This window comes from Vibrio chagasii, assembly GCF_024347355.1.
Taxonomy (GTDB): Bacteria; Pseudomonadota; Gammaproteobacteria; order Enterobacterales; family Vibrionaceae; genus Vibrio; species Vibrio chagasii.
The window spans coordinates 381,122-407,768 of the sequence record NZ_AP025466.1 but is presented as its reverse complement, the minus strand read 5'-3'; the positions used below and the strand labels follow the sequence as shown (position 1 = coordinate 407,768).

General features: G+C 41.9%; 24 protein-coding genes and 4 pseudogenes. 17 read left to right on the top strand and 11 right to left on the bottom strand.

The annotated features are described in order from the left end of the window. Nucleotides 1-116: 116 nt before the first annotated feature. Nucleotides 117-1,037, bottom strand: a pseudogene (locus OCV52_RS17790) (IS5 family transposase). Nucleotides 1,038-1,341: 304 nt separating this feature from the next. Between OCV52_RS17790 and OCV52_RS17785 the strand changes: the two are divergent. Next, entirely contained in the window at nucleotides 1,342-1,731 is a 390-nt protein-coding gene (locus OCV52_RS17785; protein ID WP_063522984.1) for a hypothetical protein, read from the top strand. A gap of 758 nt (nucleotides 1,732-2,489) precedes the next feature. Beyond that, nucleotides 2,490-2,906: a VOC family protein gene (locus tag OCV52_RS17780; RefSeq protein ID WP_137409193.1), complete on the top strand. Its 417-nt coding sequence runs from the start codon at nucleotides 2,490-2,492 to the stop codon at nucleotides 2,904-2,906. Nucleotides 2,907-3,323: 417 nt separating this feature from the next. Here the strand turns inward: OCV52_RS17780 and OCV52_RS17770 are convergent, their stop codons facing one another. Continuing rightward, a complete protein-coding gene (locus OCV52_RS17770; protein WP_261900893.1) occupies nucleotides 3,324-4,478 on the bottom strand; it encodes an IS110 family RNA-guided transposase in 1,155 nt (384 codons plus the stop codon). Between the two features lie 467 nt (nucleotides 4,479-4,945). Between OCV52_RS17770 and OCV52_RS17765 the strand changes: the two genes are divergently transcribed. The 4 genes from OCV52_RS17765 (at nucleotide 4,946) to OCV52_RS17750 (ending at nucleotide 8,018) form a co-directional block, all read left to right on the top strand. Continuing rightward, nucleotides 4,946-5,686: an alpha/beta hydrolase gene (locus OCV52_RS17765; RefSeq protein ID WP_137409189.1), complete on the top strand. Its 741-nt coding sequence runs from the start codon at nucleotides 4,946-4,948 to the stop codon at nucleotides 5,684-5,686. Nucleotides 5,687-5,790: 104 nt separating this feature from the next. Beyond that, the gene (locus OCV52_RS17760; protein ID WP_137409188.1) at nucleotides 5,791-6,390 is read left to right on the top strand and encodes a DUF3885 domain-containing protein; all 600 of its coding nucleotides are present in this window, start codon (nucleotides 5,791-5,793) and stop codon (nucleotides 6,388-6,390) included. A gap of 112 nt (nucleotides 6,391-6,502) precedes the next feature. Next, nucleotides 6,503-6,907, top strand: a complete 405-nt coding sequence (locus tag OCV52_RS17755) for a DUF1801 domain-containing protein (protein ID WP_137409187.1) — start codon at nucleotides 6,503-6,505, stop codon at nucleotides 6,905-6,907. A gap of 82 nt (nucleotides 6,908-6,989) precedes the next feature. Beyond that, nucleotides 6,990-8,018, top strand: a complete 1,029-nt coding sequence (locus tag OCV52_RS17750; RefSeq protein ID WP_102459962.1) for an IS110 family RNA-guided transposase — start codon at nucleotides 6,990-6,992, stop codon at nucleotides 8,016-8,018. Between the two features lie 214 nt (nucleotides 8,019-8,232). Here OCV52_RS17750 and OCV52_RS17745 read toward each other — a convergent pair. After that, nucleotides 8,233-9,126, bottom strand: a pseudogene (locus tag OCV52_RS17745) (IS110 family transposase); the annotation flags it as partial. A 143-nt stretch (nucleotides 9,127-9,269) separates the two neighbouring features. Here OCV52_RS17745 and OCV52_RS17740 point away from each other — a divergent pair. After that, the gene (locus tag OCV52_RS17740) at nucleotides 9,270-10,052 is read left to right on the top strand and encodes a methyltransferase domain-containing protein (protein ID WP_150897872.1); all 783 of its coding nucleotides are present in this window, start codon (nucleotides 9,270-9,272) and stop codon (nucleotides 10,050-10,052) included. 147 nt (nucleotides 10,053-10,199) lie between these two features. On the opposite strand, the gene OCV52_RS17730 is transcribed toward OCV52_RS17740, so the two are convergent. The 3 genes from OCV52_RS17730 to OCV52_RS17715 form a co-directional block, all read right to left on the bottom strand. Beyond that, on the bottom strand, nucleotides 10,200-10,490 hold the full coding sequence (locus tag OCV52_RS17730) for a type II toxin-antitoxin system RelE family toxin (protein WP_137409201.1): 291 nt from the start codon (nucleotides 10,488-10,490) through the stop codon (nucleotides 10,200-10,202). After that, nucleotides 10,480-10,728: a type II toxin-antitoxin system Phd/YefM family antitoxin gene (locus OCV52_RS17725; protein ID WP_005377003.1), complete on the bottom strand. Its 249-nt coding sequence runs from the start codon at nucleotides 10,726-10,728 to the stop codon at nucleotides 10,480-10,482. The genes OCV52_RS17730 and OCV52_RS17725 overlap by 11 nt, the downstream gene beginning before the upstream one ends. A 479-nt stretch (nucleotides 10,729-11,207) precedes the next feature. Next, nucleotides 11,208-12,362, bottom strand: coding sequence for an IS110 family RNA-guided transposase (locus tag OCV52_RS17715; RefSeq protein WP_261900867.1), 1,155 nt, complete (start codon nucleotides 12,360-12,362; stop codon nucleotides 11,208-11,210). Nucleotides 12,363-12,481: 119 nt separating this feature from the next. Between OCV52_RS17715 and OCV52_RS17710 the strand changes: the two genes are divergently transcribed. Then, on the top strand, nucleotides 12,482-12,850 hold the full coding sequence (locus OCV52_RS17710) for an Imm39 family immunity protein (RefSeq protein WP_137407625.1): 369 nt from the start codon (nucleotides 12,482-12,484) through the stop codon (nucleotides 12,848-12,850). Nucleotides 12,851-12,937: 87 nt separating this feature from the next. Here the strand turns inward: OCV52_RS17710 and OCV52_RS17705 are convergent, their stop codons facing one another. Together OCV52_RS17705 and OCV52_RS17700 are read right to left on the bottom strand one after the other, a co-directional pair. After that, nucleotides 12,938-13,225 (bottom strand): putative quinol monooxygenase, encoded by a 288-nt coding sequence (locus tag OCV52_RS17705; protein WP_102425075.1) that lies wholly within the window; start codon nucleotides 13,223-13,225, stop codon nucleotides 12,938-12,940. Then, nucleotides 13,218-13,457 carry a DUF2798 domain-containing protein gene (locus OCV52_RS17700; RefSeq protein WP_137407626.1) on the bottom strand — a complete coding sequence of 80 codons (240 nt, stop codon included), beginning with the start codon at nucleotides 13,455-13,457 and terminating at the stop codon, nucleotides 13,218-13,220. The genes OCV52_RS17705 and OCV52_RS17700 overlap by 8 nt, the downstream gene beginning before the upstream one ends. A gap of 86 nt (nucleotides 13,458-13,543) precedes the next feature. Here OCV52_RS17700 and OCV52_RS17695 point away from each other — a divergent pair, with 86 nt between their 5' ends. The 5 genes from OCV52_RS17695 to OCV52_RS17675 all read left to right on the top strand — a co-directional run bounded on the left by OCV52_RS17695 (nucleotide 13,544) and on the right by OCV52_RS17675 (nucleotide 17,535). Further along, nucleotides 13,544-14,401, top strand: coding sequence for a LysR family transcriptional regulator (locus OCV52_RS17695; RefSeq protein WP_102425074.1), 858 nt, complete (start codon nucleotides 13,544-13,546; stop codon nucleotides 14,399-14,401). Between the two features lie 46 nt (nucleotides 14,402-14,447). Further along, nucleotides 14,448-14,762 (top strand): N(4)-acetylcytidine aminohydrolase, encoded by a 315-nt coding sequence (yqfB, locus tag OCV52_RS17690; RefSeq protein WP_105023318.1) that lies wholly within the window; start codon nucleotides 14,448-14,450, stop codon nucleotides 14,760-14,762. Nucleotides 14,763-14,826: 64 nt separating this feature from the next. Beyond that, nucleotides 14,827-15,213: a hypothetical protein gene (locus OCV52_RS17685; protein ID WP_102425072.1), complete on the top strand. Its 387-nt coding sequence runs from the start codon at nucleotides 14,827-14,829 to the stop codon at nucleotides 15,211-15,213. Between the two features lie 186 nt (nucleotides 15,214-15,399). Further along, the gene (locus OCV52_RS17680; RefSeq protein WP_137407627.1) at nucleotides 15,400-16,032 is read left to right on the top strand and encodes a LysE family translocator; all 633 of its coding nucleotides are present in this window, start codon (nucleotides 15,400-15,402) and stop codon (nucleotides 16,030-16,032) included. Nucleotides 16,033-16,623: 591 nt separating this feature from the next. After that, entirely contained in the window at nucleotides 16,624-17,535 is a 912-nt protein-coding gene (locus tag OCV52_RS17675; protein ID WP_102423012.1) for an alpha/beta fold hydrolase, read from the top strand. Here the strand turns inward: OCV52_RS17675 and OCV52_RS17670 are convergent. Next, nucleotides 17,513-18,556 carry an AraC family transcriptional regulator gene (locus OCV52_RS17670; RefSeq protein WP_137407628.1) on the bottom strand — a complete coding sequence of 348 codons (1,044 nt, stop codon included), beginning with the start codon at nucleotides 18,554-18,556 and terminating at the stop codon, nucleotides 17,513-17,515. The two genes, OCV52_RS17675 and OCV52_RS17670, sit on opposite strands and share 23 nt — an antisense overlap. Before the next feature lie 253 nt (nucleotides 18,557-18,809). After that, a pseudogene (locus OCV52_RS17665) lies at nucleotides 18,810-19,517 on the bottom strand (AraC family transcriptional regulator); the annotation flags it as partial. On the opposite strand from OCV52_RS17665, the pseudogene OCV52_RS17660 reads away from it, so the two are divergent. The 4 genes and pseudogenes from OCV52_RS17660 to OCV52_RS17645 form a co-directional block, all read left to right on the top strand. Beyond that, nucleotides 19,512-19,811, top strand: a pseudogene (locus OCV52_RS17660) (glutamine amidotransferase); the annotation flags it as partial. The pseudogenes OCV52_RS17665 and OCV52_RS17660 overlap by 6 nt on opposite strands. 973 nt (nucleotides 19,812-20,784) lie before the next feature. Next, nucleotides 20,785-23,673 carry an Ig-like domain-containing protein gene (locus tag OCV52_RS17655; RefSeq protein ID WP_137407629.1) on the top strand — a complete coding sequence of 963 codons (2,889 nt, stop codon included), beginning with the start codon at nucleotides 20,785-20,787 and terminating at the stop codon, nucleotides 23,671-23,673. A gap of 381 nt (nucleotides 23,674-24,054) precedes the next feature. Continuing rightward, nucleotides 24,055-24,234, top strand: a complete 180-nt coding sequence (locus OCV52_RS17650) for a hypothetical protein (RefSeq protein ID WP_008217153.1) — start codon at nucleotides 24,055-24,057, stop codon at nucleotides 24,232-24,234. Between the two features lie 47 nt (nucleotides 24,235-24,281). Further along, nucleotides 24,282-24,869: a CheR family methyltransferase gene (locus tag OCV52_RS17645; RefSeq protein ID WP_102422935.1), complete on the top strand. Its 588-nt coding sequence runs from the start codon at nucleotides 24,282-24,284 to the stop codon at nucleotides 24,867-24,869. 127 nt (nucleotides 24,870-24,996) lie between these two features. Here OCV52_RS17645 and OCV52_RS17640 read toward each other — a convergent pair whose 3' ends face one another. Then, nucleotides 24,997-26,634, bottom strand: coding sequence for a methyl-accepting chemotaxis protein (locus OCV52_RS17640; protein WP_137407630.1), 1,638 nt, complete (start codon nucleotides 26,632-26,634; stop codon nucleotides 24,997-24,999). Nucleotides 26,635-26,647 lie beyond the last annotated feature (13 nt).

Sequence of the window (26,647 nt, the reverse complement as noted above, 5' to 3'; positions counted from 1 at the left end):
CAATAGTAACCTGGTTTACAATAATGGTAAACCGGGTTACTAATGTTGTAAACCATTTTTAGTGGCTTTGTTGCATAATTCAGAGCGAAGACATGCCTGTCCTATGTGCTTGACTCTTAAACAATATACTGAGTTTCAGGCATACCTAACCCTGTAAGCTTATTCAGCGCTTTGATCATAGCGTAAGTCTCGCCAACTTGAGCGTTGTAGTTTCTCAGGCTTAATTTCCCACCTAGCAACTGTTTCAATCGATACATTGCTGTCTCTGATAGCGACCGCTTGTGATAGCCATACCGCTTTTTCCACTTATTGTTGGAGCCCTAAAGCTTCTGACAACCAACTGCTAAATTGCGAGGGTGTCCTTGCTCCCAGAAGGCAGCCCCTTCGCGTGGCGGGATTAGCGGAACCGCTCGCTTTATACGTATTGCATCATGGCAATGTCTTGTGTCATAAGCACCATCACCTGATACCTCAATGATTTTACGACGTGTCTGCTTAAGTAGGTTGGGAAGCACTTCGCCATCGGTAACGTTAGATAAACTCAGCTCTGCTGCGACTATTTCGTGACTGCTAGTATCAACGGCTAAATGTAGCTTACGCCAGACTCTGCGCTTCCCATCAGTACCATGCTTTTTGACCTTCCATTCACCTTCGCCATAAACCTTGAGGCCAGTGGCATCAATTGCCAGATGTTGTATTGCTCCTCTGGTTTTGGGTTTAAATGAAACCTCAACTTCCTTAGCTCGGCGGCTTATACAGGTGTAGTGTGGGCAAACAAGCGGGATGTTAGCCAGCTTAAATACGGAGTCAAGAAATCCTTGCAGCGCTCTCAATGGCATAGAGAACACGCGTTTCACCATCAGTGCAGTAGTAATGGCTAAGTCGCTGAACCGGCGAGGTCTACCACGCTTGCCTTGTTTGTTTTGCTTCCACTCGGCTATCGCTTCCTCATCAATCCAAAAGGTCAGAGAACCACGATTGGTTAAGGCTTGATTGTACTGCTTCCAGTTAGTTGTTTTGTAACGAGGTTTAGGCATGAGGCTACGACGATTAAAAGGTGTAGCTGATCAGATCGTAGCTTCTTGATTTGGTTCCATCGATTTACGCAACAAAGCCTCCAACCAATAAAGTGTGCTTGCAAACCGCTAACTTTAAATTGTACGTGTCGATACCTACTCTTATTGCTTATAAACTTACATATATCATTAAAATCACAAAAAAATATGCGCTTCATTGTATTTACTTTTTAAATGCCTTTAATTAACACGTAATAATTAGGTCAATAATTATTGTTTATGATAAATATTGACTGGTTATTATGCATATATTAGGAAGGTTATTATGAAAAAAACAATATTATCGTTATTTCCAGTGTTTTCATTGCTTATATCCGCATACGCAACATCTGCTGAGGAAGGGAACTTATCTTACAATGACAACACGGATAGTTGGGGCTATCCATATGTAACCGTTGCTAATTCCACTCAGTTTCACGTATCGGGGAGAGTTGATTTTGCTGTTTGTTTACAAAGTACATATGTTGCAAACAGTGGCCAACAATGGACCGATGATGAAAGAGGTGTTTGCTTAGTTACTAAAGTAACTGCAACTGTTGCTACGCCTGACGGAAACGTTGCCGCTAAACCTTACACTTCAACAGGAACATCATTCAGTAACTTTGCTGTTATTTACCGAAATGGTAATTATGAAGTCACACGTATCATAAACTAAAGTCTTTCTCTTATAGATTATTTGCCAATTTCTTGCTAATCGATAGAAATGATAAGCACCTAGTGTATTGAATCATGTGAGTTACATTTTGCAGCACTGCAAATTAGTTCTTTTCCAATACTTGATAGTTGAAATAGGGTAAAAAGCCTAAGTGCTTTCTGTCCAGATGCTTCTCTGACAAAATTTTAACGCATTGCACATTATCAATATGATGGCGCTAAAAAGCTTTGGCCAGAAAATGCTTTGCGATTATCCGATAACGACTCCCTTATGGTTCGTGTCCGGGAACGCTCTAATGGATGTATGATGCCTTGCTTATAATTGGAATATCTCCTAACCGTTGTTATTTCTTCGGAGGTATAAGACAAGCGAAAAATGTTCATATAATACTATAGGCTTATTAATAAGGTTTTAAATGAAAGTATTATTATTTACAGCTGGTGCAGGATTGCTAGTAGGATGTACTGGCTCACAAATGGTTCTTAGTATCATAATAACTATTTTAGCAACGGCTTGTTGGTAAATTGTCCAACACTTATTCGTGCATCAGGCTGGAACATATTTTGCCGAGCAATTCATGTTATACAGAAAAAATCTGTATTTAGTGATGCAGGTACAGAATTTTATAACTTAAATCATTGTTATTTATAGTAAAATAGGTGTGTCGTTTACGTCATTAAGACACTAGACAGAATAATTCTATATTTAAGTACAGAATTATTCTGTCTAATATAGCTGTTATGCGCTCGGAGCAAAATATGAAAAAACTATCAATCATCACGCTGGGCGTATCAAATATCGAGTCCTCAGCAAAGTTTTATGAAGCGGTGCTTGGGTTAGAGCGTACAGATTATAAATCTGATGAAATTGTATTCATGGATGTTGATGGACCGGAGTTAGCTTTATTTCCTAAACCCGAATTAGCTAAAGATGTTGGTGTTGAAGCAGATGGTTCAGGTTTTGCCGGTATTACACTGGCTAGAAATGTCGACTCTTCTCGTGAAGTGCTTAGTCTTCTGAACAAGGCAGAAGCAAATGGTGGGAAAATCGTAAAGCAAGGGCAGCCTGTGTTTTGGGGTGGTTTTTCAGGTTACTTCTCTGATCCAGATGGGTACTTGTGGGAGATAGCTGTAGGTTCAGAGCTCTATAAAGCAGAAATGGAGCAACGCACATAACAAATTGTTCAAGAGTGATTCGGCACGCGTGGCATTTTTACTATGCGTTGCGTTTTGTGTTTAAGGTGGTATGCGGTGGCTTTGGTATTGCGTTCCTCAGCTTAACAGGGCGTTGATATGACCCCCACTGTCAATTAAAAACGTAGAAGTTTCTGCTCCCTCATTTCAGAGCCTTTGTTCATTTTGGGATAGTGTTACCGCATAGATGAAGCAAGTAATGTCGTCGGTTCTCATGCTGATATACGTGGATTGCTCATCGTTTGATGAGTAGAGCCTACCTTACTTGTTCCGTCGTAGCACCTGTCTTCAGTCTATGCTCGTGGTTCAATACAGCCGAAGCTATATTGCCGTCCTAACGCCGTCGGTGTTTGTGCCACTCCCGATGCTTTATCCAATGCGATAACACTAATTCTGTCTTCATGCCGGTAAACGAGCGATTCGAGTTCTAGGATCCACATCGCTGATGACAACTTCACGCGCAATGGCCCAGATGTAAGCGATCATCTCTCTTGCGATGGCGACCACAACGACATTTCGGTGTTTACCTTTTTGTAGTAGTCGTTGGTAACGACGACATAACCTTTGCTGGGCTTGCCAAGCGATATCAACTATCTCTTTAGGCAGCCCTTCTTGCCTTAGTTGCAGCTCTACAGATATGTTCGCTTTATGCTTATAGGTGTGTGCGCCTTCAACGAGTAACCGTCTGGCTCGACTGTTGCCACACTTTGTTAAGCTGCCACGACGAGTTTTACCTCCACTGGAGCTTTCGGTTGGAACAAGCCCAAGGTAAGCCATAAGCTTTCTTGGATGGTCGAACCGCCGTAAGTCACCCAGCTCAGCTATTGTGCCAAGAGCTACGAGTAACCTTACACCCCGCATAGCTTGAATGGCTTTCACAACAGGATAGTATCGCCAGTTTTTGACCTGATGGAGCAGTTCATTATCGAGTCGTTGCAGCCGCTGTATCCGCTCATTGATAGTAATGATCATCTCTTGCAAGACGATTTGTTGACTATGGTGAGGAAGAATGAGATCGGTCAGCCACCGTAGATGCTTTTTAGACCAGTTATCATTCACCGTCGCTTGGATATTATTGCGAAGAAGAAAGCCTTTGAGTTGGAACTTTGCGTCTTTGAGATCTTTCATTGCCGTTTCTCTGGCACGCGAGAGATCTCGAATAGCTTCATCTTCGGCTTCTGGTACATAGATGGGTGTAAGCTCTTCGGCTTTTAACAGCTTGGCGAGCTTTGCTGCGTCTCGTTTGTCAGTTTTAACTCTATCGCCTGGCTTCTTAGGTATAAGTGATGGAGCGACGACATAGCAGCAGTGTCCAAGGCTCGTAATCAGGCGATAAGTCCAGTAACCACATGGTCCTGCTTCATAGACAAAGTGCAGAGTGGCTTTTGGATACTTGGATTGCAGTTGTCTGGCCAATTTAATAAGCGCGGACTTGTTAGATTTAATACGGCCAAGGTGTTGTGGGTTTGCCCCTCGATGTTCTTGTAAAACAGCGACTTGAATAAATGACTTATGCGTATCTAAGCCAATGAAAATTATGCTATCTTTACTCATGCTAGCCTCCAAATTTAGTTGTTTGACGCACTAATTATGGCTCTGGCTTAAAGCTAACCCACTATATTGGAGGCTAGCACCTTTCGTGGGGGTCATTATGTCTATGCGTCACTTTAAATCGCTGTCTTTAAAACGGTTTTTACTTCAAGTCTTTTCTTCAAATCAGCTTTTAGGTACAGTGGCGTAATTAAGTTTTAAGTAGGTCTTGGCTTTTCGTTTTTCAATTTAAGCTGTGACCAGAATCATCATTCTCCAGTCGAACGCTTCTTTGCAATTTTGAGTTTGGTGAGTGTTTTTTTAATTTTAAACTTGGCTTGATAGTGCAGGCGCAAGCGCTTCTAAATTTGAGTGTCAACGCATAACAAGGTCGTAAACGCGGACAAAAAACTGTTGGCTGTTACGCTTCGCTTCACATTTTAGCCAACAATTTTTGCCGGTTACAACGGCGTTAGGCTTTCAGGAGATTTATGAAGTATCTGCAAGGATTAGTATTTTTAATTGCTAGTGCATCCAGCGTTTCAAATGCAGACACAATCTACGATGAATCTAGGGAGAGGCATATCCCTATAGAAGTTACGCTTCCTCAATCAGTAAAAAAATGTAAAAAGGAATCTAAATGTCCAGTTGCTCTATTGAGTGCTGGCTACGGCGTATCTCATTTGAAGTATACATTTTTAGCTAATCAACTCAATAACCTGGGTTACCTTGTTGTAGCTATTGGACATGAACTGCCAAATGACCCACCACTTTCAACGACAGGAAATTTATTTGAAACCAGAAGTGAAAATTGGCGCAGAGGCGCTCAAACTCTGGACTTTGTTAAATTAGTTTTGAGTAGGCGTTTTGAATATTATGATTTTGACAATTTGCTCTTAGTTGGGCACTCAAATGGTGGTGATATCTCTTCATGGTTAGGAAATGAAAATAAGCTTTATATTAAATCATTAATTACTCTCGATCATAGACGTGTTCCTTTGCCTAGAGGTAGTAATATAAAAGTATTATCTATTCGGGCAAGCGACTTTCCAGCTGATAAAGGTGTTTTGCCTTCAGCCTCCGAGCAAACAAACATTTGCGTAGTCAAAATTCCTGAATCAAAGCATAACGATATTTCGGATTTCGGTCCCAAATGGTTAAAGGATAAAATTAATTTATTGGTTCGAAATTATTTGCTAGACGAACCATGTTCGGTGCTTAAGAAAGCCTAACAAGGCCGTCAAGAAAGGACGCAAAAAGCTTGGCTTGCGCTCCTTCTTCGCTAACTATAGCCAAGCATTTTCTGCCTCTTACGGCGGCGTTTGAGAGCACAAGGATGATTCAGCAAGCATTCGAAAAATTTGGGAAAAACTCCTTTCAACATGCAATTTTCTATAGCAACGAAAACTGTTTAAGGTTTGAGTTGTCGGAAGGCGCTAAGTATGAATCTCATATTTCGATGTTCACAACTGCTTTAGAGCGTGCAACTCAGATTCTCGAAAGTGTTTTCGAAAAAAACGATGAGCTTTCGATCTGTATCTCTTTTGCCGGTGATTCTTTTCTATCAAATTTGTCACAGTTTCGTGAGTTACACGAATTGGGAGTTAAATTCCCAAAAACAAGGTACATATACAGTGAATGGGACGAAGATGAAGAATGGCATCGAAACTATGTATTCTTCAAAGTCGCAAAATCAGAATTGCACAAATTGCTTTTTGGTAAAATGGCAAATGAATTAGGGATAAGACCATCCTATTGGCTTGACGTTTACATATTTGATTTGGAGTTAGGTGTTTTGGCTCATCCATACGACGATAGAGGTATGGATCTAGTGGGTGGCAATAAATTCATGCTTTCTAGAATCTATAAACAGTTTAACAGTTGGCTTTTAAAGTATGACATTAGCATCATGAAACAGTGGTTTGGTGCTCTCTAACAATGCAAATTAAAAGAGCGGACAAAAACCAGTTGGCTTTGTTCGTTCCTCACAAGTTTAGCCAACTAATTTTTGCCGTTTATTTGCGGCGTTATGTGAATAGGAGATTTCAATGGACAAGGCAGTCAAGGATCGCTTCGATGAGTATCCAAATAATGCTCGTGCTAGGTTAGAGGAGCTGCGAAATTTAGTCTTTCAAGTCGCATCTGAGTTAGAACTGGGTGAAGTCGATGAAGCTCTAAAATGGGGTGAGCCAAGCTACAGTGTAAAAACTAGCAGTCCGTTACGAATGGACTGGAAGATTAAGTCACCTAATAATTATTACCTATTCTTTAATTGCCAAACTAAGCTAGTCGATACATTTCGGGAGTTGTATGGTGACGAATTGGTGTTTCAGGGAAACAGAGCTATAGTTCTGTCCTTATCGAAACGGCTACCAGAAACGACCATCAAGTCCTGTCTAGAGTTAGCTTTAACCTATCAGCAGCGTAAGAATCTGCCTCTTTTGGGCGCGTGAAACAATTCACATAACAAGATGATTGGACTCCCCATCCCCAATCCGCCTATCTTTTAATAGGAAGCAACACGGGAGTCTGATTATGAAAAATCTCATTATTGGCGTTGATCTAGCCGCTAAGGTTATTCAAGTTTGCGTTTACGCAGATAAAAAGGTGCAATCTAATCGAGAAATGACACCGAAACAGTTCAGCGCTTATCTCAGTAATCTGTCACCCTCTCTGGTGGTGTTTGAAGCTTGCGCAAGCTCTAATTATTGGAATCAAATTGCCACATCTTTAGGCCACACTTCGAAGTTAATTTCCTCTCGTTTGGTTAAAGCGGTTCGTCAGAATCAAAAAACAGATAAGAATGACGCTTTAGCGATCATTCAAGCCTCACAGTTACCTGAAGTAACTTTCGTTTCTGGTAAGACGAATAGCCAACAGCAAGCGCAATCAATGCTGAAATTACGAGAGCAAGCTGTTAAACAACGGACGGCATTAAAAAATCAATTAATAGGATTGATGAGGGAGTTTAATCTTCCAGTCTCGAGGAACCATCAAGGCTTTACTCAATCGATAGAGCTGATTTTGGAAGACGCGGACAATGAGCTAACAGCTGATTTTAGGCATATGCTGAAAGTGTCACTCGACTTATATTTGGTTTTGTGCGAAGCCATTGATACTTATGATCATTCCCTTGATCAATGGATAAGGTCAATCCAAGAATGCCAAAAGTTAATGAAGATTGAAGGTATCGGTAAGTTAAACGCAGTTCATTTGTACATTGCTTTGGCATCAGGAGAACTTGGTCAGTTTAAAAAGGGAAAAGATGTTTCCGCTTGTATTGGCTTAACACCACTCCAACATTCTTCTGGTGGTAAAGCGAAGTTGGGACATATTGATAAACGGAAAAACTCAACGTTGCGCAGCCTATTAATTACTGGCGCAATGTCTGTGGTTCAGCAAGTCGTAAAACGCGATGCTAAAACAAAGAAAGAACAGTGGCTACAAGCATTAGTAGTACGTAGAGGTAAAAAATGTGCAGCGGTAGCGCTGGCAAATAAAACAGTTCGTACCGCTTTTGCTATGCTTAAATCTGATACGGAGTATAGAGCATCTATGCTCTGACAGTTTGACAAAATGAAGCGTAAGATAAAAGTTAGGTGATACAGAATAGTCGAAAGAGGAAAAGCTCGCTAACAAGCATTGTACCCTAACAGCCGAAATTATCATTGAGCAGAGGTAGCTCCTCAATAGTAGCTCGTATATAAGCACACGAATATCTATCGTTCTTTTTGTTGAACGGGGGAGTCCATATAAGAGACTATGGCGTCAATAGTTAATGTGCGCCTTCAACGAGTAACCGTCTGGCTCGACTGTTGCCACACTTTGTTAAGCTGCCACGACGAGTTTTACCTCCACTGGAGTTTTCTGTTGGGACAAGTCCAAGGTAAGCCATAAGTTTTCTTGGATGGTCGAACCGCCGTAAGTCACCCAGTTCAGCGATTGTGCCGAGTGCTACGAGTAACCTCACTACACGCATAGCTTGAATGGCTTTTACTACAGGATAATATCGCCAGCTTTTGACTTGATGGAGCAGTTCGTTATCGAGTCGTTGAAGCCGCTGTATCCGCTCATTGATCGTGATGATCATCTCTTGTAAGACGATTTGCTGACAATGATGAGGAAGAATAAGGTCGGTTAGCCATCGTAGATGCTTTTTAGACCAGTTATCATTCACCGTCGCTTGGATATTATTGCGAAGAAGAAAGCCTTTGAGTTGGAACTTTGCGTCTTTGAGAGCTTTCATTGCCGTTTCTCTGGCACGCGAGAGATCTCGAATAGCTTCATCTTCGGCTTCTGGTACATCGATGGGTGTAAGCTCTTCGGCTTTTAACAGCTTGGCGAGCTTTGCTGCGTCTCGTTTGTCAGTTTTAACTCTATCGCCTGGCTTCTTAGGTATAAGTGATGGAGCGACGACATAGCAGCAGTGTCCAAGGCTCGTAATCAGGCGATAAGTCCAGTAACCACATGGTCCTGCTTCATAGACAAAGTGCAGAGTGGCTTTTGGATACTTGGATTGCAGTTGTCTGGCCAATTTAATAAGCGCGGACTTGTTAGATTTAATACGGCCAAGGTGTTGTGGGTTTGCCCCTCGATGTTCTTGTAAAACAGCGACTTGAATAAATGACTTATGCGTATCTAAGCCAATGAAAATTATGCTATCTTTACTCATGCTAGCCTCCAAATTTAGTTGTTTAACGCACTAATTATGGCTCTGGCTTTCAGCTAACCCACGATATTGGAGGCTAGCACCTTTCGTGGGGGTCATTATGTCTATGCGCACCGAATAATGAAGCTTCATAGGAGGAATTATAAATGGACGATTTTTACATAGATCCAAAAGGATTGGCGGCATACTATGAAGTTCAATGGCTTGATAAACTTCGCTTAAGTGGAGTGTCTGAACAATTCGAGAGTAAATCTAAGTACGTACCTGAGTCGTTTATCTCCTCAAACCACACACAAAGCGTAGCTAAGTTTATTATTGATGCTCTGGAAGCTGAGAGTATTGATCCTATTGACGCATTAGAGGTAGGGGCAGCTTTGGGACGAAATAGCTACGAGTTAGTTACTAACATACCAAGCATTAATTCTGTCACAGTTGTTGAGCCGTCTCACCGCTTGCTATCAAATCTCAAACAAATACTAATTGACGGTACTAAATGTGAATTTCCTTATATCAAGAGCTTGAAAGAGTTGGGGTGTTTGGACTTTGATGCTTCAACAATAGCAAAAGCGTGTGATCATGTATCATTTACTTTAATTGAAGCACCTTTCGAGCGTGGTGTGGTTAAGAAAGTGTTTGATTTAACAGTTTGCCTCAATGTACTGGATCAATGTGAATCGCCTAAAACTTTAGTAAACGCATTGATGGATGCAACTGCTTTTAATGGAGTGTTTGTTTTATCATGTACTTATCAGTGGAACAAAAAGCATTTAAAAGAAGAAAGTGAAGCTGTTAATGATATAAACGACTACTTTGGAGAGGGTTGGGAAAAGCTATCTGAAGATGAACATGAATACAAGATAAGATTTAACGAAAGGTATTCGTTACTATTTCTTTCCCATATAGTCGCTTACAAAAAAGTTGGTGGCTAACATTTGGTACGTGCGCATAACAAACAATTTAAGAGTGATTCAGCACGCGTGGCATTTTTGGTATGCGGTGACTTCGGTGTTGAAGTGCAATGCAGCGGCTTGGTCATTGCGTGCTTCACACCTTAATTGGGCGTTGTTATACCGCAATCAATCATCTAACCTTTTCATGGCTTTACGGTAAATATCGCTACGTTCGCGCTTTCCAACTGCTAGGACGGTTACAATGATGACATCGTCTTCAACTTTGTAGACGAGACGGTAGCCCGATTGACGCAACTTAATTTTATACATGTTGTCAGCTCCAGATAGTTTTGAAGCCGGAACATGTGGGTTATCTAAGCGCTCTATTAGCTTTTTCTTAAATTGTTGTTGCAGAGTAGAACCAAGCTTTTTCCACTCTTTGAGGGCGCTCTTTTTAAAGTCGAGTTTATAGGTCATCAATATTTACCGAAATGCTCTCTTCAGATTCACGCTCTTTAGCGATAGCGAGTAGTTCAAGATCTTCGAGTCTGTCCATCATCATTTCGTACGCTTCGGCAGGTACGCAATAAAATGCCGGTTCATTTCGGTTTAATACAGCAACAGGTTCGCCGTAAGCACTAGTTGCAACTTTCATAGGGTTAGCTTTCAACTCAGTAATGCTTGCAGCGACATCGGCTAAAATTCTAGTGGTCATATAATCGGTCTCTTAAGTGGTCTTTATATTGGTCATTTTAGCCTCAACCAAGCGGTATAACAAGTTGCTTAAGAGTGATTCGCAACGCGTGGCATTTTTACTATGCGTCGGTTTATGTGTTTAAGGTATTATGCGGAGGCTAAGGTATTGCGTTGCTCTCACCTTAGCAAGGCGTTGATATGACCCCCACTGTCAATTAAAAACGTAGAAGTTTCTGCTCCCTCATTTCAGAGCCTTTGTTCATTTTGGGATAGTGTTACCGCATAGATGAAGCAAGTAATGTCGTCGGTTCTCATGCTGATATACGTGGATTGCTCATCGTTTGATGAGTAGAGCCTACCTTACTTGTTCCGTCGTAGCACCTGTCTTCAGTCTATGCTCGTGGTTCAATACAGCCGAAGCTATATTGCCGTCCTAACGCCGTCGGTGTTTGTGCCACTCCCGATGCTTTATCCAATGCGATAACACTAATTCTGTCTTCATGCCGGTAAACGAGCGATTCGAGTTCTAGGATCCACATCGCTGATGACAACTTCACGCGCAATGGCCCAGATGTAAGCGATCATCTCTCTTGCGATGGCGACCACAACGACATTTCGGTGTTTACCTTTTTGTAGTAGTCGTTGGTAACGACGACATAACCTTTGCTGGGCTTGCCAAGCGATATCAACTATCTCTTTAGGCAGCCCTTCTTGCCTTAGTTGCAGCTCTACAGATATGTTCGCTTTATGCTTATAGGTGTGTGCGCCTTCAACGAGTAACCGTCTGGCTCGACTGTTGCCACACTTTGTTAAGCTGCCACGACGAGTTTTCCCTCCACTGGAGTTTTCTGTTGGAACAAGCCCAAGGTAAGCCATAAGCTTTCTTGGATGGTCGAACCGCCGTAAGTCACCCAGCTCAGCTATTGTGCCAAGAGCTACGAGTAACCTTACACCCCGCATAGCTTGAATGGCTTTCACAACAGGATAGTATCGCCAGTTTTTGACCTGATGGAGCAGTTCATTATCGAGTCGTTGCAGCCGCTGTATCCGCTCATTGATAGTAATGATCATCTCTTGCAAGACGATTTGTTGACTATGGTGAGGAAGAATGAGATCGGTCAGCCACCGTAGATGCTTTTTAGACCAGTTATCATTCACCGTCGCTTGGATATTATTGCGAAGAAGAAAGCCTTTGAGTTGGAACTTTGCGTCTTTGAGATCTTTCATTGCCGTTTCTCTGGCACGCGAGAGATCTCGAATAGCTTCATCTTCGGCTTCTGGTACATAGATGGGTGTAAGCTCTTCGGCTTTTAACAGCTTGGCGAGCTTTGCTGCGTCTCGTTTGTCAGTTTTAACTCTATCGCCTGGCTTCTTAGGTATAAGTGATGGAGCGACGACATAGCAGCAGTGTCCAAGGCTCGTAATCAGGCGATAAGTCCAGTAACCACATGGTCCTGCTTCATAGACAAAGTGCAGAGTGGCTTTTGGATACTTGGATTGCAGTTGCTTGGCCAATTTAATTAGCGCGGCCTTATTGGATTTAATACGGCCTAACTGTTGTGGGTTTGCCCCTCGATGTTCTTGTAAAACAGCGACTTGAATAAATGACTTATGCGTATCTAAGCCAATGAAAATTATGCTATCTTTACTCATGCTAGCCTCCAAATTTAGTTGTTTAACGCACTAATTATGGCTCTGGCTTTCAGCTAACCCACGATATTGGAGGCTAGCACCTTTCGTGGGGGTCATTATGTCTATGTGTAAGGGGAGATATGAGCGCTAAACGGATATTAATTGGTGGTGTAGGATTGGTAAAAGGGCGACCTAAAAACCTGGGGGTTTGTATTCAAGAGGTCTGTTCCATATTAGAACCTACGCTCGAAGGCAGTGGTTGGTCAGATAAAGCTCCTTTCCATACATTAAGCTTGATCATTAGATACGGAAGTGATGACTCTCGCGCTGTTGAGTTTGGTTCTATTAATAAGAAATACAGTGAGCTAAACGTTTCTATAACAACTTCACTAACGGTACTAAAAGAAGCAGATAAACGTGGGGAGTTGCAAAGTCTCGTCATGGAGTTGGCTGAGAAATCAATTCAACAAGTATCGGCAAAATATGGGTTGGCCGAAAATTACACATAACAAACGTTTAAAGCTCAAGCAACTTTTAAACGGTAGGTAGGTGAGGCCAATACCTACCTAGTGACTTACTCAGATATATCTGAGAATTTAACCCTTTACATTGGTCATTTTGTGTATTTGTGGCTCATGAGCTAATGCGGTTTTATAAAACTCAAATATCGGTGTGATATATGGCTGGGCATAGTGTTCGTCTAGGGCGGCTTGGTCGACCCAGTTTTCAACCAAGATAAGCTGATCTTTCGCTTTGTTTTCATATAGCTCAAAACGCAAGCAACCCGCTTCTTCTCGAGTAGCAGTTAGAATGCCTTCAGCTTTTTGTTTGCACTCCGCATAAAATTCACTTTTTGGGGTAATAAAAGCCACAACACTAAGCATTGTTTTTCTCCTTTTGGGGGGTAAATTGGCCCATCAATTTTTGGGTTAATACCATGATTGGTTTATTCAACAAGTAGGCCGCTGCAAACGAAGCCGGCCAAGCATTAATAAAGGCAAAGCCCCATCGACTGATGAAATCCTCTGGTAAACCGAGATTGATGTAAGTAACCCACGCGGACACCATACTTGACATCGCACATGAGAACAGAGCAGTGAACAAAAGTTTTTTCATAGCGCTTCCTCCGTTCTGTATACTGTATGGATTTATCGTATCCTCAGCCATACGAGCTTTAGAACACTAAGATTGCGGAAAACCTTATGCTGGATGATTTTTTAATATTTGTTGAAGTAGCCCGCCGAGGCAGTTATTCAAAAGCGGCACGAGACTTAACAACTACCGCGCCTACCTTGTCCAAACGCATCTTATTATTAGAAGAGAGATTAGGTGAGTCACTCTTTATTCGCTCCTCTAGGGGAGTCAAACTCACCAGCTTTGGTAAAGGGTTATTTGAACAGCTTGGCGAGACCACCCTAAATCTTCATCAGGCTGTAACTGAAAGCTCGAAAAGTGAAGCGGTTTCCTTCGTCTTACATTGCCCACGAAACTTAATCATTGGCCAACTATACCCAGCGCTTGAAGCCTTTCTGCTAGAGAAAAGTCATGTGGATGTCGTTATTGAGCCTGCCAATACAAATGTATTGCTCAGCCAAACTTCTTTTGATTTAGCGATACGTTGTGGAGAGCAAAGAGACTCGTCTTTTTACCAGAAAAAGTTAGCCAACATTGCCGTATGCCTTGTCTCAAGAAGAGACTCCAAAAGCCGAGACCGACTTATTATGCCGTACTCTAAGACGCAAATTTCAGGGCAAGACTTGCTAAGTATCGAGCGGCAATACTCCAAGGTTTCTCGGGTCAACGACATTACCTTGGTACGTAAACTGGTCGCGTCAGGCATGGGGGTAGGCTTATTGCCTATGACAGAGATCGCCGATTTGAATAGTGAGATGTCCGGGCACATTCAATACGACTCTGAAATACTTTTTACTCGGCCTATGTATGCCTTGTGGGCGAATAAACCAAAGCCTTCGTCACTGTCCCAAGATCTGATCACATGTATCGAGAGCTGTGTTCAAAACACTCGCGCTTTACAAGGGCGCAAGGTTGATTTGACGTAATTGGGCGGTATATCTTTGGAAGAATCGGTAAGGAAGTAGGTATTCAATGGTGGATAAAATTACATTTTTCACAAGGCTAGAGCGCCAGATTCTTTCTGGTAAAAAGACTGCAACGATTAGGGATAAATCTGAAAGCCATTATTACCCGGGGCAGGTTGTTGAAGCACTTACTCACGAAGATGGGCGAAAAATCTGTAGACTAGAAATTGTCGGTGTTGAGCATGTGAACTTTGATAAACTCAACAGAAAGCATGCAAAAGCAGAAAACCTTCCATTTGTCTTCATGCTCAAATGGATCTTGCGAAAGATATATCCATCAGACAAGAGCTTGTGTTTTATAAGCTTCAAAGTCGTTGATTAACAAATCTGCAAGTTGTGAAGCACATGAACCACGCGCATAACAGGGCGTTTTCAGTTGGGAAACTATGAGAGCAATTTTTAAAAAAACGGAAGGTGACTATCTTGAGGCAATCATCGAATTAGATGGTGTCAATGTTGTTGTAATGGACGACTTTGGGGGCGATAGATATCAAGCTGGAGAAAATATCGATATCTGTTTATCAGTCGGCCTCCATTATGAAGACGAAGAATGGGAGTCAATGTTTTCAGGTAATCCTGAAGCCAAGAAAGAGCTAAACCACCAGTGGGGCTGGCGCTATCGTGCATATGGTATCGTGACAGAAATAGATCCTGAGGTAATAGTTGATGTGGGTATTACACATCTATCAGCACCAATCGAGACTAGTGATCCAAGATTAGCAGGAGAAAGTATCGCATTTACTATTTATAGACTGGATGCTCACAGCAGCTAACAAGGCGCAGCTTTCGGACAACTTTTCATACTCCAATTAATCCGTAACATTCTAGGTTAGCTATGTCGAAGCCAAGCTTTTGTCCAAAACCTTCACGGGCTGAATTTTTACCCGTGGCATTCATTCAGCTTTCATCTCAAATGATTAATCGGTAAAGTCTGGCAAACAGAAAGGAGCCAGTAAAAAATGATTGATACCACAATATTGCCACTATTCTTTGTTACCACTATATTCTTAGCAATTTCTCCGGGCCCAGATTTAGTACTCATATCAACATATTCTTCGACTCGTGGCTTTAAAGCTGGAGTAATGGTGTCAGTTGGTATTTTCATTGCGGGATTAATTCAAACACTGTTAGTAGCATTTGGCTTAGGAAAACTGATGCAAGCGATGCCACCTTTGGTATTGGTAATCAAAATTGTTGGGGCAATTTATCTATCTTGGCTTGGAGTTAATTTATTACGTACATGGCTAAAAAACAAAGGAGACGTATCTGCAAGTCAGACGATTCAGTCTTTGGGTAATAAAGATCTAGTCTACCGTGGCTTACTTAATAATATTATGAACCCCAAAGCGTTAATCTTCTTTAGTATGTTCTTGCCTCAGTTTACGCATTCTGGTGGTGCTTTAACCAATCAGATACTCATACTTGGAATCATTCTTAGTAGTATTGTTTTATGTATCAATACTATTTTCTCATTTTCTTTTAGTAAGTTGGGCTCTTTGCTAGGTTGTCACTTTAGTTTAAACCGTCATATCGATGGTGTATTGGGCGTGGTATTTTTGGGACTTGCTGCCCGTTTAGCTACAAGTAAGTAATGTATGCATACAGCGTTTGGGCTTCAGATACTTTTCTTATCTGAATAGAATGAGTTGGAGCCCAGCCCTAACTCTGATATGTAAAAAATTTCTCAGGTTGAATTTTTACCCGTGGCACTTTCTAGCTCAAAAGTATCCCATTACTAGTTCCGCCAAAACACTTACGCTCTATGTTGGCGGTATTTTGAACAAATATAACTAATCTGACATCCAACACTTACAAAGTTTAAACTTACCTGTAAGCCAATACTTCTCAGCTCGCCACAATATTGCGGACTACGTTGTGCAATACACGTAACAAAGCCACCAATCATCTCTCCCCTTCGGCGGTTAGACTCGTAAAATTCTCGATTTTTCATCTTGTTGCTGCTTCAAAAGTCATCTAACTAGCCGGGCATAAACCAAGCTGTCATGGCTTGGTTCGTGTGTCAAATTGCTCTTTCTCTTGATCTCCTTCTTTCTTCTTCCCCCATTAAAGTCAAATGAGTCCTAAAAACACAGTATTGCAACCTTAAGACCTATTTCTCACCACCATAGTCTCTACACTCAAGTCTCCAGGCTGGAAAACACATTAAATGAGGAGAGGGAAGTATGAATTGGAATGTGACACCAATAATGGCTTTGGTCATTTTTCTGCAAGGATGTGGCGCACAAAATAGTACGCAAGCCATTGAGCAGAAATACACAAATCACGCTTCTAAATTTGCCACTGTTGAAGGCAAACGAGTGCATTATCGAGATGAAGGACAGGGTGAGGTGGTGATTTTATTGCATGGCACTTCGTCATCACTTCACGCTTGGGAGCAATGGACTCAAATCCTCAAACAAGACTATCGCGTCGTACGTATGGACTTACCGGGTTTTGGCTTAACTGGGCATCTGCCTCAAAACCAGTACGAAATCCCTGACGATATTGCTTTTTTAAGTGCCTTTATGAGAGAGCTCGACATCGAACAAGCACATTTTGTCGGTAGCTCTTTAGGAGGACGCATAGTTTGGGAATACGGTTTACAACATCCAGAGCAGGTTATAACCCTTACGTTGATAAATGCCTTAGGGTATCCACAAAAATCGTGGCCACCAGGCATTGCGATGGCCCAGTGGCCAGTCATCGGCAAAATAATGGAACATGTCACTCCAAGGTTTATGTTCGAAGATGGGCTTAAAGAGGTTTACTTCGACCCGCTACTTGTGGATGCGGCGTTGATTGATCGATACTACGAACTGACTACCTACCAACAAAATCGACAGGGATTCACACGTCGCGTCAAGGCATCGCTGGATCAGGACTCGGATAAGCTAACACAAATTGCCAAGCCGACTCTTATTCTGTGGGGGAAGGAAGACCGTTATTTTCCAGCTGAAAATGCGAGAAAGTTTGAGCGTGATATTCGGGGCTCTTATGCTGTAGTGTATGACGACGTTGGACACTTACCGATGGAAGAGGTCCCAGAGCGATCAGCAGAGGCGTTTAAACAGTTTATCTCGAAAGGTAAGCCTTAGGACTAACCTGGTGCCAGCGCTTGAACGCTTTGTAGAAGCTGCTGGTATCTTTAAAACCAAGACGATAGCTCAACTCGGTAATGCTTGGAGGCGGGGTTTGAGTTAGCCAACGGACTGCTAACTGCTTTCTTGTATCATCAAGAATACTCTGGAAAGAGGTATGCTCTCTTTCCAGTTTGCGGTAGAGCGTTTGTCGGCTGAAGTGTAATTGCTGTGCGACTTTATCTATGCTGAGTAGTTCTCCATTTTCTAGTCCGTTTACTACTATGGTCCTGACTTGCTGTTGGAGAGGCTGGGTTTGCGTTAATGTCTCAAGGTGGCTTTGTGCGGTTTTTGCCATCATCGTTTTCAGATACTCACTACTTGTTGCAATGGGAAGGTTAAGCCATTTCGATTCAAATATCAGCTGGTGATAAGCACTATTAAATTCAATGGTTTCTCCAAAGACTGGTTGATATTTATCCACATGTAGCGGAGCTAAATACCCAAACTTAGCTTTGGTTAGCGGGAAAGGATGGGCACTCAGCATTCTTGCCCACATCACCACCGCACTCATGCTGCGTTCAATGGCGGCTCTAGGGTAATCATGGCGTGATTCAATGGAGAGGGTTAAGCGGCACTGCTGTCCATCGTCATCCACTTGCCAACACTCTGAAGAATTCATCAGAAAAATATTACTTTGGAACGTGTTGAATGCGTCTCTTAACGTCGCACATTGGCTCACCCAACTCGCGAGCACACCTTTTGATTCATGGGATATAGTTCGCCCAATGATGAGTCCAATTTCGGGCGATGGATGGTGCTGTTCGAGGAGTGACCATAAGGCAACCATTTGGCTTTCTGGAAGCCGATCCGATAGCGATAGATTAGCGCTATTTTTAATGGCCTCAAGGCTTATACCGTCAAGGTGATTAGATGCTTCGACCTGTTTACGCAAAGCGGGAGGCAACAGTGAATAGGCATTTACTAAATCAATGACAGAGGCGAATGAAACAGATTTTTCGATAGTGTTACCTGCCATGAGTGTTATCAAAATATTAAGTCGTAGCTAACTAATATCGCAATTTTCATCATCTATCAATCTAGAGTGCTTCTAAAAAGTGGTAAGTTCACAACATGATAGCTGATTGAGGTTATCAACCATTCTCTCAAAGATCGAACTATGTCCGATATTCAAGTTGGGCTAGGGCGCATTTGCCCCACAAAAGGTTAGGTAAGAGTCACACCATCACAGGTGTCATTTTGGTTTGTAAAACAACGAATCAGAATACGTGCTAAAGGTTTGCTGTTCGATATTTTCTAGGTGTCTGATTAAACAATTTCTTAAATGCCTGTACATAAGCAGAATCAGAAGAATATCCCGATTCGATAGCAATTTCTTGAATGCTCATTTTCGAGCTTAACAACTGCAAAGATAAAACTAGCCTAATGTTTTGTCGCCATTGTGAAAAAGATTGAGAAAACTCTTTCGAGCATAATCGAGACAGCGTGCGTTCAGATGCACCGACTGTTGTCGCCCATTCTTTTAATGTAAACGGTAAATCAGGCTGTTTTTGAAGTTGTGCGAAAATAGAGAAAAGACGCTTATCGGTAGGAATAAGCAATGGTATTTCATAACTTTCTGAAACTTCGATTTGATCTCTCAAGACCATAAGTCAATGCATTATATTGGACTCAGATTGTGAGTGTGTGTTGCTTTCAAACAGAAGTTGTATCAACTCTTTGGTCAAAGAGTTTACCTGACAGGATTTAGGTTTGCTTCCATAGCGAAGATTTTTGTCTGGGTTGAGGTAAATAGCCAAAAATTGTGTATCTGTAATCGCAACGGATTTATGAACTGTATTTGCGGGAATATAGAGCAAGCCATTATGGGGCACTATCCCGCTTTTATCACCAATGTCTGATTGTAACAATCCCTGGCGTGGGAACACTATTTGGTGCCATGGGTGTGAGTGGAAATCATCAATATAGCCAGAGGCCATTGGCATAACGATATGCCTGGGCTGATACCAGGTGCCGAAATCATTGCGTATAGTAAAGGCTGCTCGAGACAAATTGTTGCTTATAGCGATTTGGTGTTTGGTTTTCAGTGTCATATGGAATTGACTAAAGAAGTCGTAGCGCTGCTCATCGAAAATACTGATCTTAGTAAGGCTGAGGACTTTCGTTTTGTTGAGAACCCTGAAGTATTACTGAGTCATGACTATGATGAGATGAACGAAAAACTACATGGTTTTTTAGATAAGCTGGAACGCTTGTATAAATCACTGAACTAATTGGTAATTGAGTGCCTTATGAAAATTTGTTGCAGTGTGTAGACCTTAATCAGGTAAGTGTGTTTATAAGTCATAACTTCATATCTAGAGGATGCGAATTAACCAGTCTTGACCTGTATAACGATGGAAAAGGGCGCCAGTAACGGTGCCCTTTGTGTTGGCTAGCAACGCTATAAGTTTCGTGGCCGCATAGTAAGAAGAGTGCAGTATGCTGTGAGGGGCGGGTTTCGGCTTGCCTTTTTAACCGTTGGGCAAAATAAATACAGAACAAGCATAAAAAACACAGGCGTGACGTTCGGTTTTTAATGGAAGACATTGAAGTCAATGAGAGATAATTAAATTTTTAATTGAATAATTCATCTGGAAATAGAATTAATACTCTAAATAATTCTGTTTTATATATGACTCTTCCTCATTAGTAAATTGTGACTTTAATTCAAAATAAAAATAAAACCCAACTTGAAGTTGTTACTGTTATTTTAATTTAAACGTCATGTTGAAAGTTGGTATTTAGATGGGAGCTACTGATTCATGAACCTTTTTTAGCGAAATAGACTTCATGGTTCGTATGAGAGTTATTATACTTATAGATGCTTTTAGATGAGTGGCTTTTGTCTAAGTTGTTGTTATATTTGTGTTTAATTCAGTTTCTTTGTCTGTTAGTTATGTTGGCAAGACTTTTTCTTATCCAGGTTAATTTAATCGTTCCTCTCTTTTCTAAATTAGTTTAGCCTAATTTAGCTTACTCTAAGGGTGGTAATTTGAAGGGACCTTACACAATTGTATTTTCCGAAATTTTGGGCTTTATCTCATAATTAAATAAATTTTGACATTTATTCAATAAGTAAAAATTTAATTCATTTCTGGTTAATTTCCCGTGTAAATTAAGTGTGCTTGCAACGGGGGGGATGAATTTCCCATTGCAGGTTTATTGCAGAAATAAAATAATTAATATAAAGCTAAGGAATCAAGTATGTATCTAAGAAAGAGCAGTGCTAAACAGATTCACTCTATTGGATATCGCGCGTTAGGGCTAACAATGCTTTGCTCTGGCTTATTGTTGAATCCAATTTCACAAGCCATGGCTAGTGAGTTCAGTACTGATGCGATAGCTCAGTCAGAAAGTGAATACTGGAGCACCTATAAGCTAGATATCACAAACACGAGCTCAGATAGTGCAGACATGCGTGAAGCTGTGATCGAATTTTTATTGCCAGTAGCGATTAACGAGATCAACTGGGCGTCGAACCATCTTTCTTACCCATCATGGGAAATCTCTCATACGACGCAAGCGGATGGGGTATTGAACGCCGTGACATTGACGTTCCCAGAAGGCTCTTGGGTTGATAGTGAGCTGGCCTCTGGTGAATCTGCGGCATTGACTATCTCTTTCGGTGGTGAACTGACAGATCTGAATGCGTTTGAGAATTCTGTTGTGGTGAAAGTGGATGGCGAAGTGGTTCCTCCACCAGAATTTTCACTGGATATTTTAGCGCCTGCTCAAAACTCAGTGGTTTACACAGGTACGAATGTTGACATCATTACGGGTGTCGAAGGTGCGGGTGCAAGCAAACTCGAGTTCTGGGCAAACAGTACCAAATTGGGTGAGCAAAACGTTGTAGAAGGTACAACAGAATACCAACAAGCTTGGCTTCCAAGCGAAGTGGGTGCTGCATCGATCACTGTGATGGCGTTCAATGACAGTGGCGATAAACTCACAGAAAAAGCAGTTCAAGTGACGGTAGAGTCAGAATCGACGGCGCCAAATCCACCTGTGATTGAGTTTATCTCGCCAGACGCAGGCTCTTCTCACCAAAAAGGTGACAGCATCACAATTTCAGCGCATGTAACAGATGCAGATGATGACTTAGCGACGGTTAAGTTCTTCGCAAACGATGCCGAAGTGTGTTCTCTTGATGCGAAAACGACCCAAGATTTTTCTTGTGACTGGACAACGCAAACGGCAGGCTCTACTACGCTTCGTGCGGAAGCCAAAGATGACGAGCAACATGTCTCTAGTAAGAATTTAACCATCACGGTGACAGATACAAGCACCAGCTGTGGTGACATACCTAAGTACCAAGATGTTGTGGCCTATAAAGTCGGTGATGAAGTCACTAACATTGGCAATATCTACTCATGTACGGTAGCGGGTTGGTGTGGTAACCCTGTATGGACACCAGGAACCGGTCATCCAAGTTATCCTGATGCGTGGAAAGATGCATGGGATGAAGCGGGTGAGTGTGATCCGAACCCTGTGCCAGTGGTGGACGTTCAATCACCGCAAGATGGACAGAAAATCGCACCTAACCAAGCATTCGACGTAGTTGTCGATGCATCGGATGATACTGAAGTTGCTCGCGTTGATGTTCAATTGAATGGTCAAGTGGTTGCGACATCAAACATGCCTTCACAAGGAGATACTTACACCATCACGGTACCTGCCCAAGTTGAAGGCCAATACACATTGACGGTTGTTGCCTACGATGACCAAGGTGCGAGTGCGGAGGCGGCGCCAATTTCTTTAGCGATTACCGATAAAGACTTGGTTGTTTCTTTGGCATCTCCTGTTGACGGCTCAAGCTATTTCGAAGGTCGTGCGATTTCGATCAAAGCAGACGCGAAGAGTTACGAAGGGGATATTTCCTCGGTTAGCTTCATCGCGAACGGTAACGAGCTTTTTAAAGATACGGAAGCACCTTATGAATATGAATGGCTAGGTGCTCAGCAGGGTACATATGCTGTAACCGCAAAAGCGGTGAATACGTCCAACCAAGAGCAAACCTCTGCAACGTCTAACATTATGGTCAAAGAAAGCACAGGCGGTGGCGGCTTAGTCGATAACCCTGATCGCTCTATCAGTTACCTAACGTCTTGGGGGCTGAATGACTACCAAGAGCTGTTCAACTCAGAAGGTGATGGCTATCTATTGTCATTTGGTAAGTGGGACGCAAGCGGTAACATCACGATCTCTGATGGCATGCTAACACCACCGAATTATAGCCCGGACTGGATGACAACACAGTATCTTGCGTGGTCAACACTCAAGCATGATAATGAAAATGTGACCATGATGGTCGCGTTCGGTGGTCAAACTTACGAAAGCATTTGGACGGCGATCGGTACGCCTAAAAGCCGTGAAGCAGTAGCTAATGGGTTGGTTGATTTGGTGCATACGCCATTCCCTGTGTACAAAAAGAACCTCAAACCTGAAGAAATGGAAGGCGAGTGTCTTGCAACAAATTCAGACGGAAGCTGTGACTACAGCAAGTACCAATTAGCGGGTTACGTGCACATTGATGGTTTAGATTTCGACTTCGAGAAAGCAGCACGAATCACATACAAAGAGAACCAAGACTTGACGGCTTTGATCAAACTTATCCGTGAGAAAGTGGGTAATACGAAGGTTCTGTCTCTCACAACTTACCACGTAGGTGCGGATCCTGTTGAATGTATGGATGCGAGTGTGTTTGAAAACTGCTCTTACATTGAAGAGTCTGGCCGCTCATCTCACCACGGTGAAGTGATTGATTTGTTGAAAGCGACCAAAAACGACTTTGATTTCTTCAACGTGATGACATACGACGCAGGTCGAAACTTCTTATACGAAGTCGCGATGGCAAATTACGCTGAGTACATTGGAGACAAGTCAAAGATTGTTTTAGGTAATACGATCAACAATCAATGGGCACCCGGTGGTAACTTTGTTGAAACACGCCAGAACAACCTAGACCGTGCTAAATGGCAGAAAGATAACGGTTATGGTGGCTTTTTTATGTGGACGTTGGGTTCAAACAAACAAGGTTTGAACATGGCAGAGCAAGTGGATTACTTTAACGAGATGATTAGCGTAAGTAAGTAGTACTTACCTTATCGCCTACTTGAACGACGGAAGGCGCTTATGCCTTCCGTTATTTGCTCCCCAATCATTCAGAGCTCCAGATTCCCCTTGTGATAAAGGGGTTTAGCCAAAAGCGGTGAATAGTGCTTCATAACACTTCACATCGCATGCCCCCAAAGTGCGTTAGCACGATTTTCTTCGTTGATTTGGATACATGGTTTTCATTACTTGAACTCATGGCCGGAAAAAGTAAAAGACGTGGATAAATTTAAAAATAAATTAATATAGTTGAAAACCATTGCTTTACATCGCATTTAATCTAAAAAATATATATTCAAGTTTGATTATTGATAGGATCTATACTTATATAATATTTCGAGTTCTAACTCTAAGGAGTTATTGATGGATATGTTGGGTAAAGATTGCTTATTGCAATTAGTACTTGAACACTTTCAAGAAGATATAGCAAAGTCCGTTAACTTTGTGACTGGCGAGGTTGGAGTAGCATATTCAGATTTACCACATAACCTTATTTTTTGTGTGAATTTGTCGCTTGTCGAAAAAATTTATCCCACTAGCTAACTCGCTTCTGTTTTAAATCGAGTAAAATGCTACCTCAAGGTTTAAATATGGTAACTGACAACTTTTTCTATAACGCTGAATTATATAGAGACTACAGTGAGCTTGTGATCGAAAGGCAGATGCGGGGGAGTGATTTGCTTATTTGTTGTTTAGATACAGGTAAATACTACGATAGTTTTTCATTGGCAATGTTACATTCTTATTACGAACAAAAGACAGAGATGATCTCATCTGGTTTTTGTCGGATTATGTCTTTGGTTGACAACAATAGTTTTAGAAAAATAAACTGTAAAGGGAACTTCAAAGAAAGGTTATTTAGTAACACCCGAGGTGAATTAGCTGAATATCTAGAGTCTAACAAAGTTAAAATGAAGAATAGCCATTTTTCCATCAATCGAAAAATAGAAAATAAAATCACATTTAATAACTACGACCACGTTAATTTTAATCAGTACAATAGTAGGTTAGATGCGATTGTCATCGCATCATTAACCAATGAGTATCACGATATTGTCTGTAAGCATGCCCATGACATCCTCATACCTGGGGGGCATGTTTTTATCTGTGATAACTCCCGTGCCCCAGAATTTAAAGGAATGCGGTGTTTGAAAAAAGGGGTGTATGTTCGTGTTTAGACGGATTTGCCTGTTGAGGCTCTCTTTGCCATTAATGGAAAAAATCAGTTATAGCAGTAGCTGCGTGAGCTACTGCTATTCGTTTTTACGCGTAGGAAGCTTCCGCTTTTCAAAGCAGATTCTTGCATCATGCTAGTTTGAATCGGTTAATTGTACACATGAGATTTTCCGAGATACCTCTGAGTTCTCGGCTCGAATTAGCCATTTCGGTAGATTCGCTCGACACTAAAGTCGCCATATCACTCAAGCTGGCTACGTTACGGTTTATTTCGTTCACGGTGAGTGTTTGCTCTTCAGCAGCAGTTGCAATGTGTTGCGCCATACCTTCGATCTTATTCACTTGCTTGTTACTCTCGTCAATCTTGCATCCTGCCTGCGCGGATAGCTCTGAGGCCTTATTCGCTTTATCAACCCCTTGATGCATTACTGTAACGACATTTTCAGCGCCAACTTGCAACTTTTCTATAATATTTTGAATCTCAAGTGTGGACTCCTGAGTACGTTGAGACAGGGTTCTTACTTCATCAGCTACCACAGCAAAGCCCCGACCATGATCACCAGCCCTAGCGGCTTCAATAGCAGCGTTAAGTGCTAAGAGGTTTGTCTGTTCTGCGACTCCTCGAATAACTTCTAGAACCGTATCCACATTTTTTGCATCAAGCGCCAACTTCTGGACTGCTTGTCCTGCTGAGGTAATGACTTCCGCCATTTCGTTAGCTTCTATCACATTATTTTGAATAATTGAGGAACTCTTCTGTGTCTCCTGCGCTGCAAACCGACTTGCTTCATTTGCTTCAACGGTTCGCCCAGCAACTTCCTCAACGGTAGCCAGCATTTCTGTCATGGCTGTCGCAAGCATATCCACGTCGTTTCTTTGCTGGTTAAGGCTATTATCTATTTGGTGTACCGAATCAGTGAGTTGAGTTGCTGACGCTGATACTTGAGTCCCAATTCCCTGAATCCCGAGCATCATTGATTGAATAGACTCTACAAACTGATTGAAATAACGAGCCAAGAAAATCAGTTCTTTGCTCCCTTCTTCGGGAATACGTTGCGTTAGATCGCCTTCACCTCTTGATAATGCTTTCATCGCAGCCAAAGTACGATTTATTGGGAGAGTGATGGTTTTGATGAAGTAACCAACGATCAGTGAGAGAACCGTTAAAATGCCTATTGCATAACCTATCGATGTCATCTCAGCTCGGTGAGTCGTCGCTTGTAAGGCCACCATATTTACACCAGAACCAACCATCCATCCCCAAGGCTCCAACATTATTGCATAACTGGTTTTTGGCTCTAGCGTTTGTTTGTTCGGGTTTTTCCAATGATAATCAATGAATCCACCACCATTTTTCGAAATGCTGTACATCTCTCTGACAAAGTATTTACCCTTACTATCCTGAAGGTCCATAATATTTTTTCCTAAAAGAGAGGGGACGCCTGTAGCTATTTGCTTTCCTTCTCGATCACCTATAAAGATATAATTCCCATCATCAAATCGCATATTTGAGATGGTTTCCAATGCGCGAGCGCGTGCTTCCTCTTCGCTTAAATTTCCTATTTCACTCTGACTTTGATAATACCTAATAACGCTAACGGCGCTTTGAACTAGCGTTTTCACCCCTTTTTGATAACTCTCACGCACATGTTGGCGTGAGCCGTCTATATTTAAAATGGTATTTGCGAGTAAAGCGATTGCAAATAAAGCAAGAATCGCCCAAACTCTAATAGCAATCGATACGTTTTTAACTTCTTTAATTATCATGGATTTATCCCCT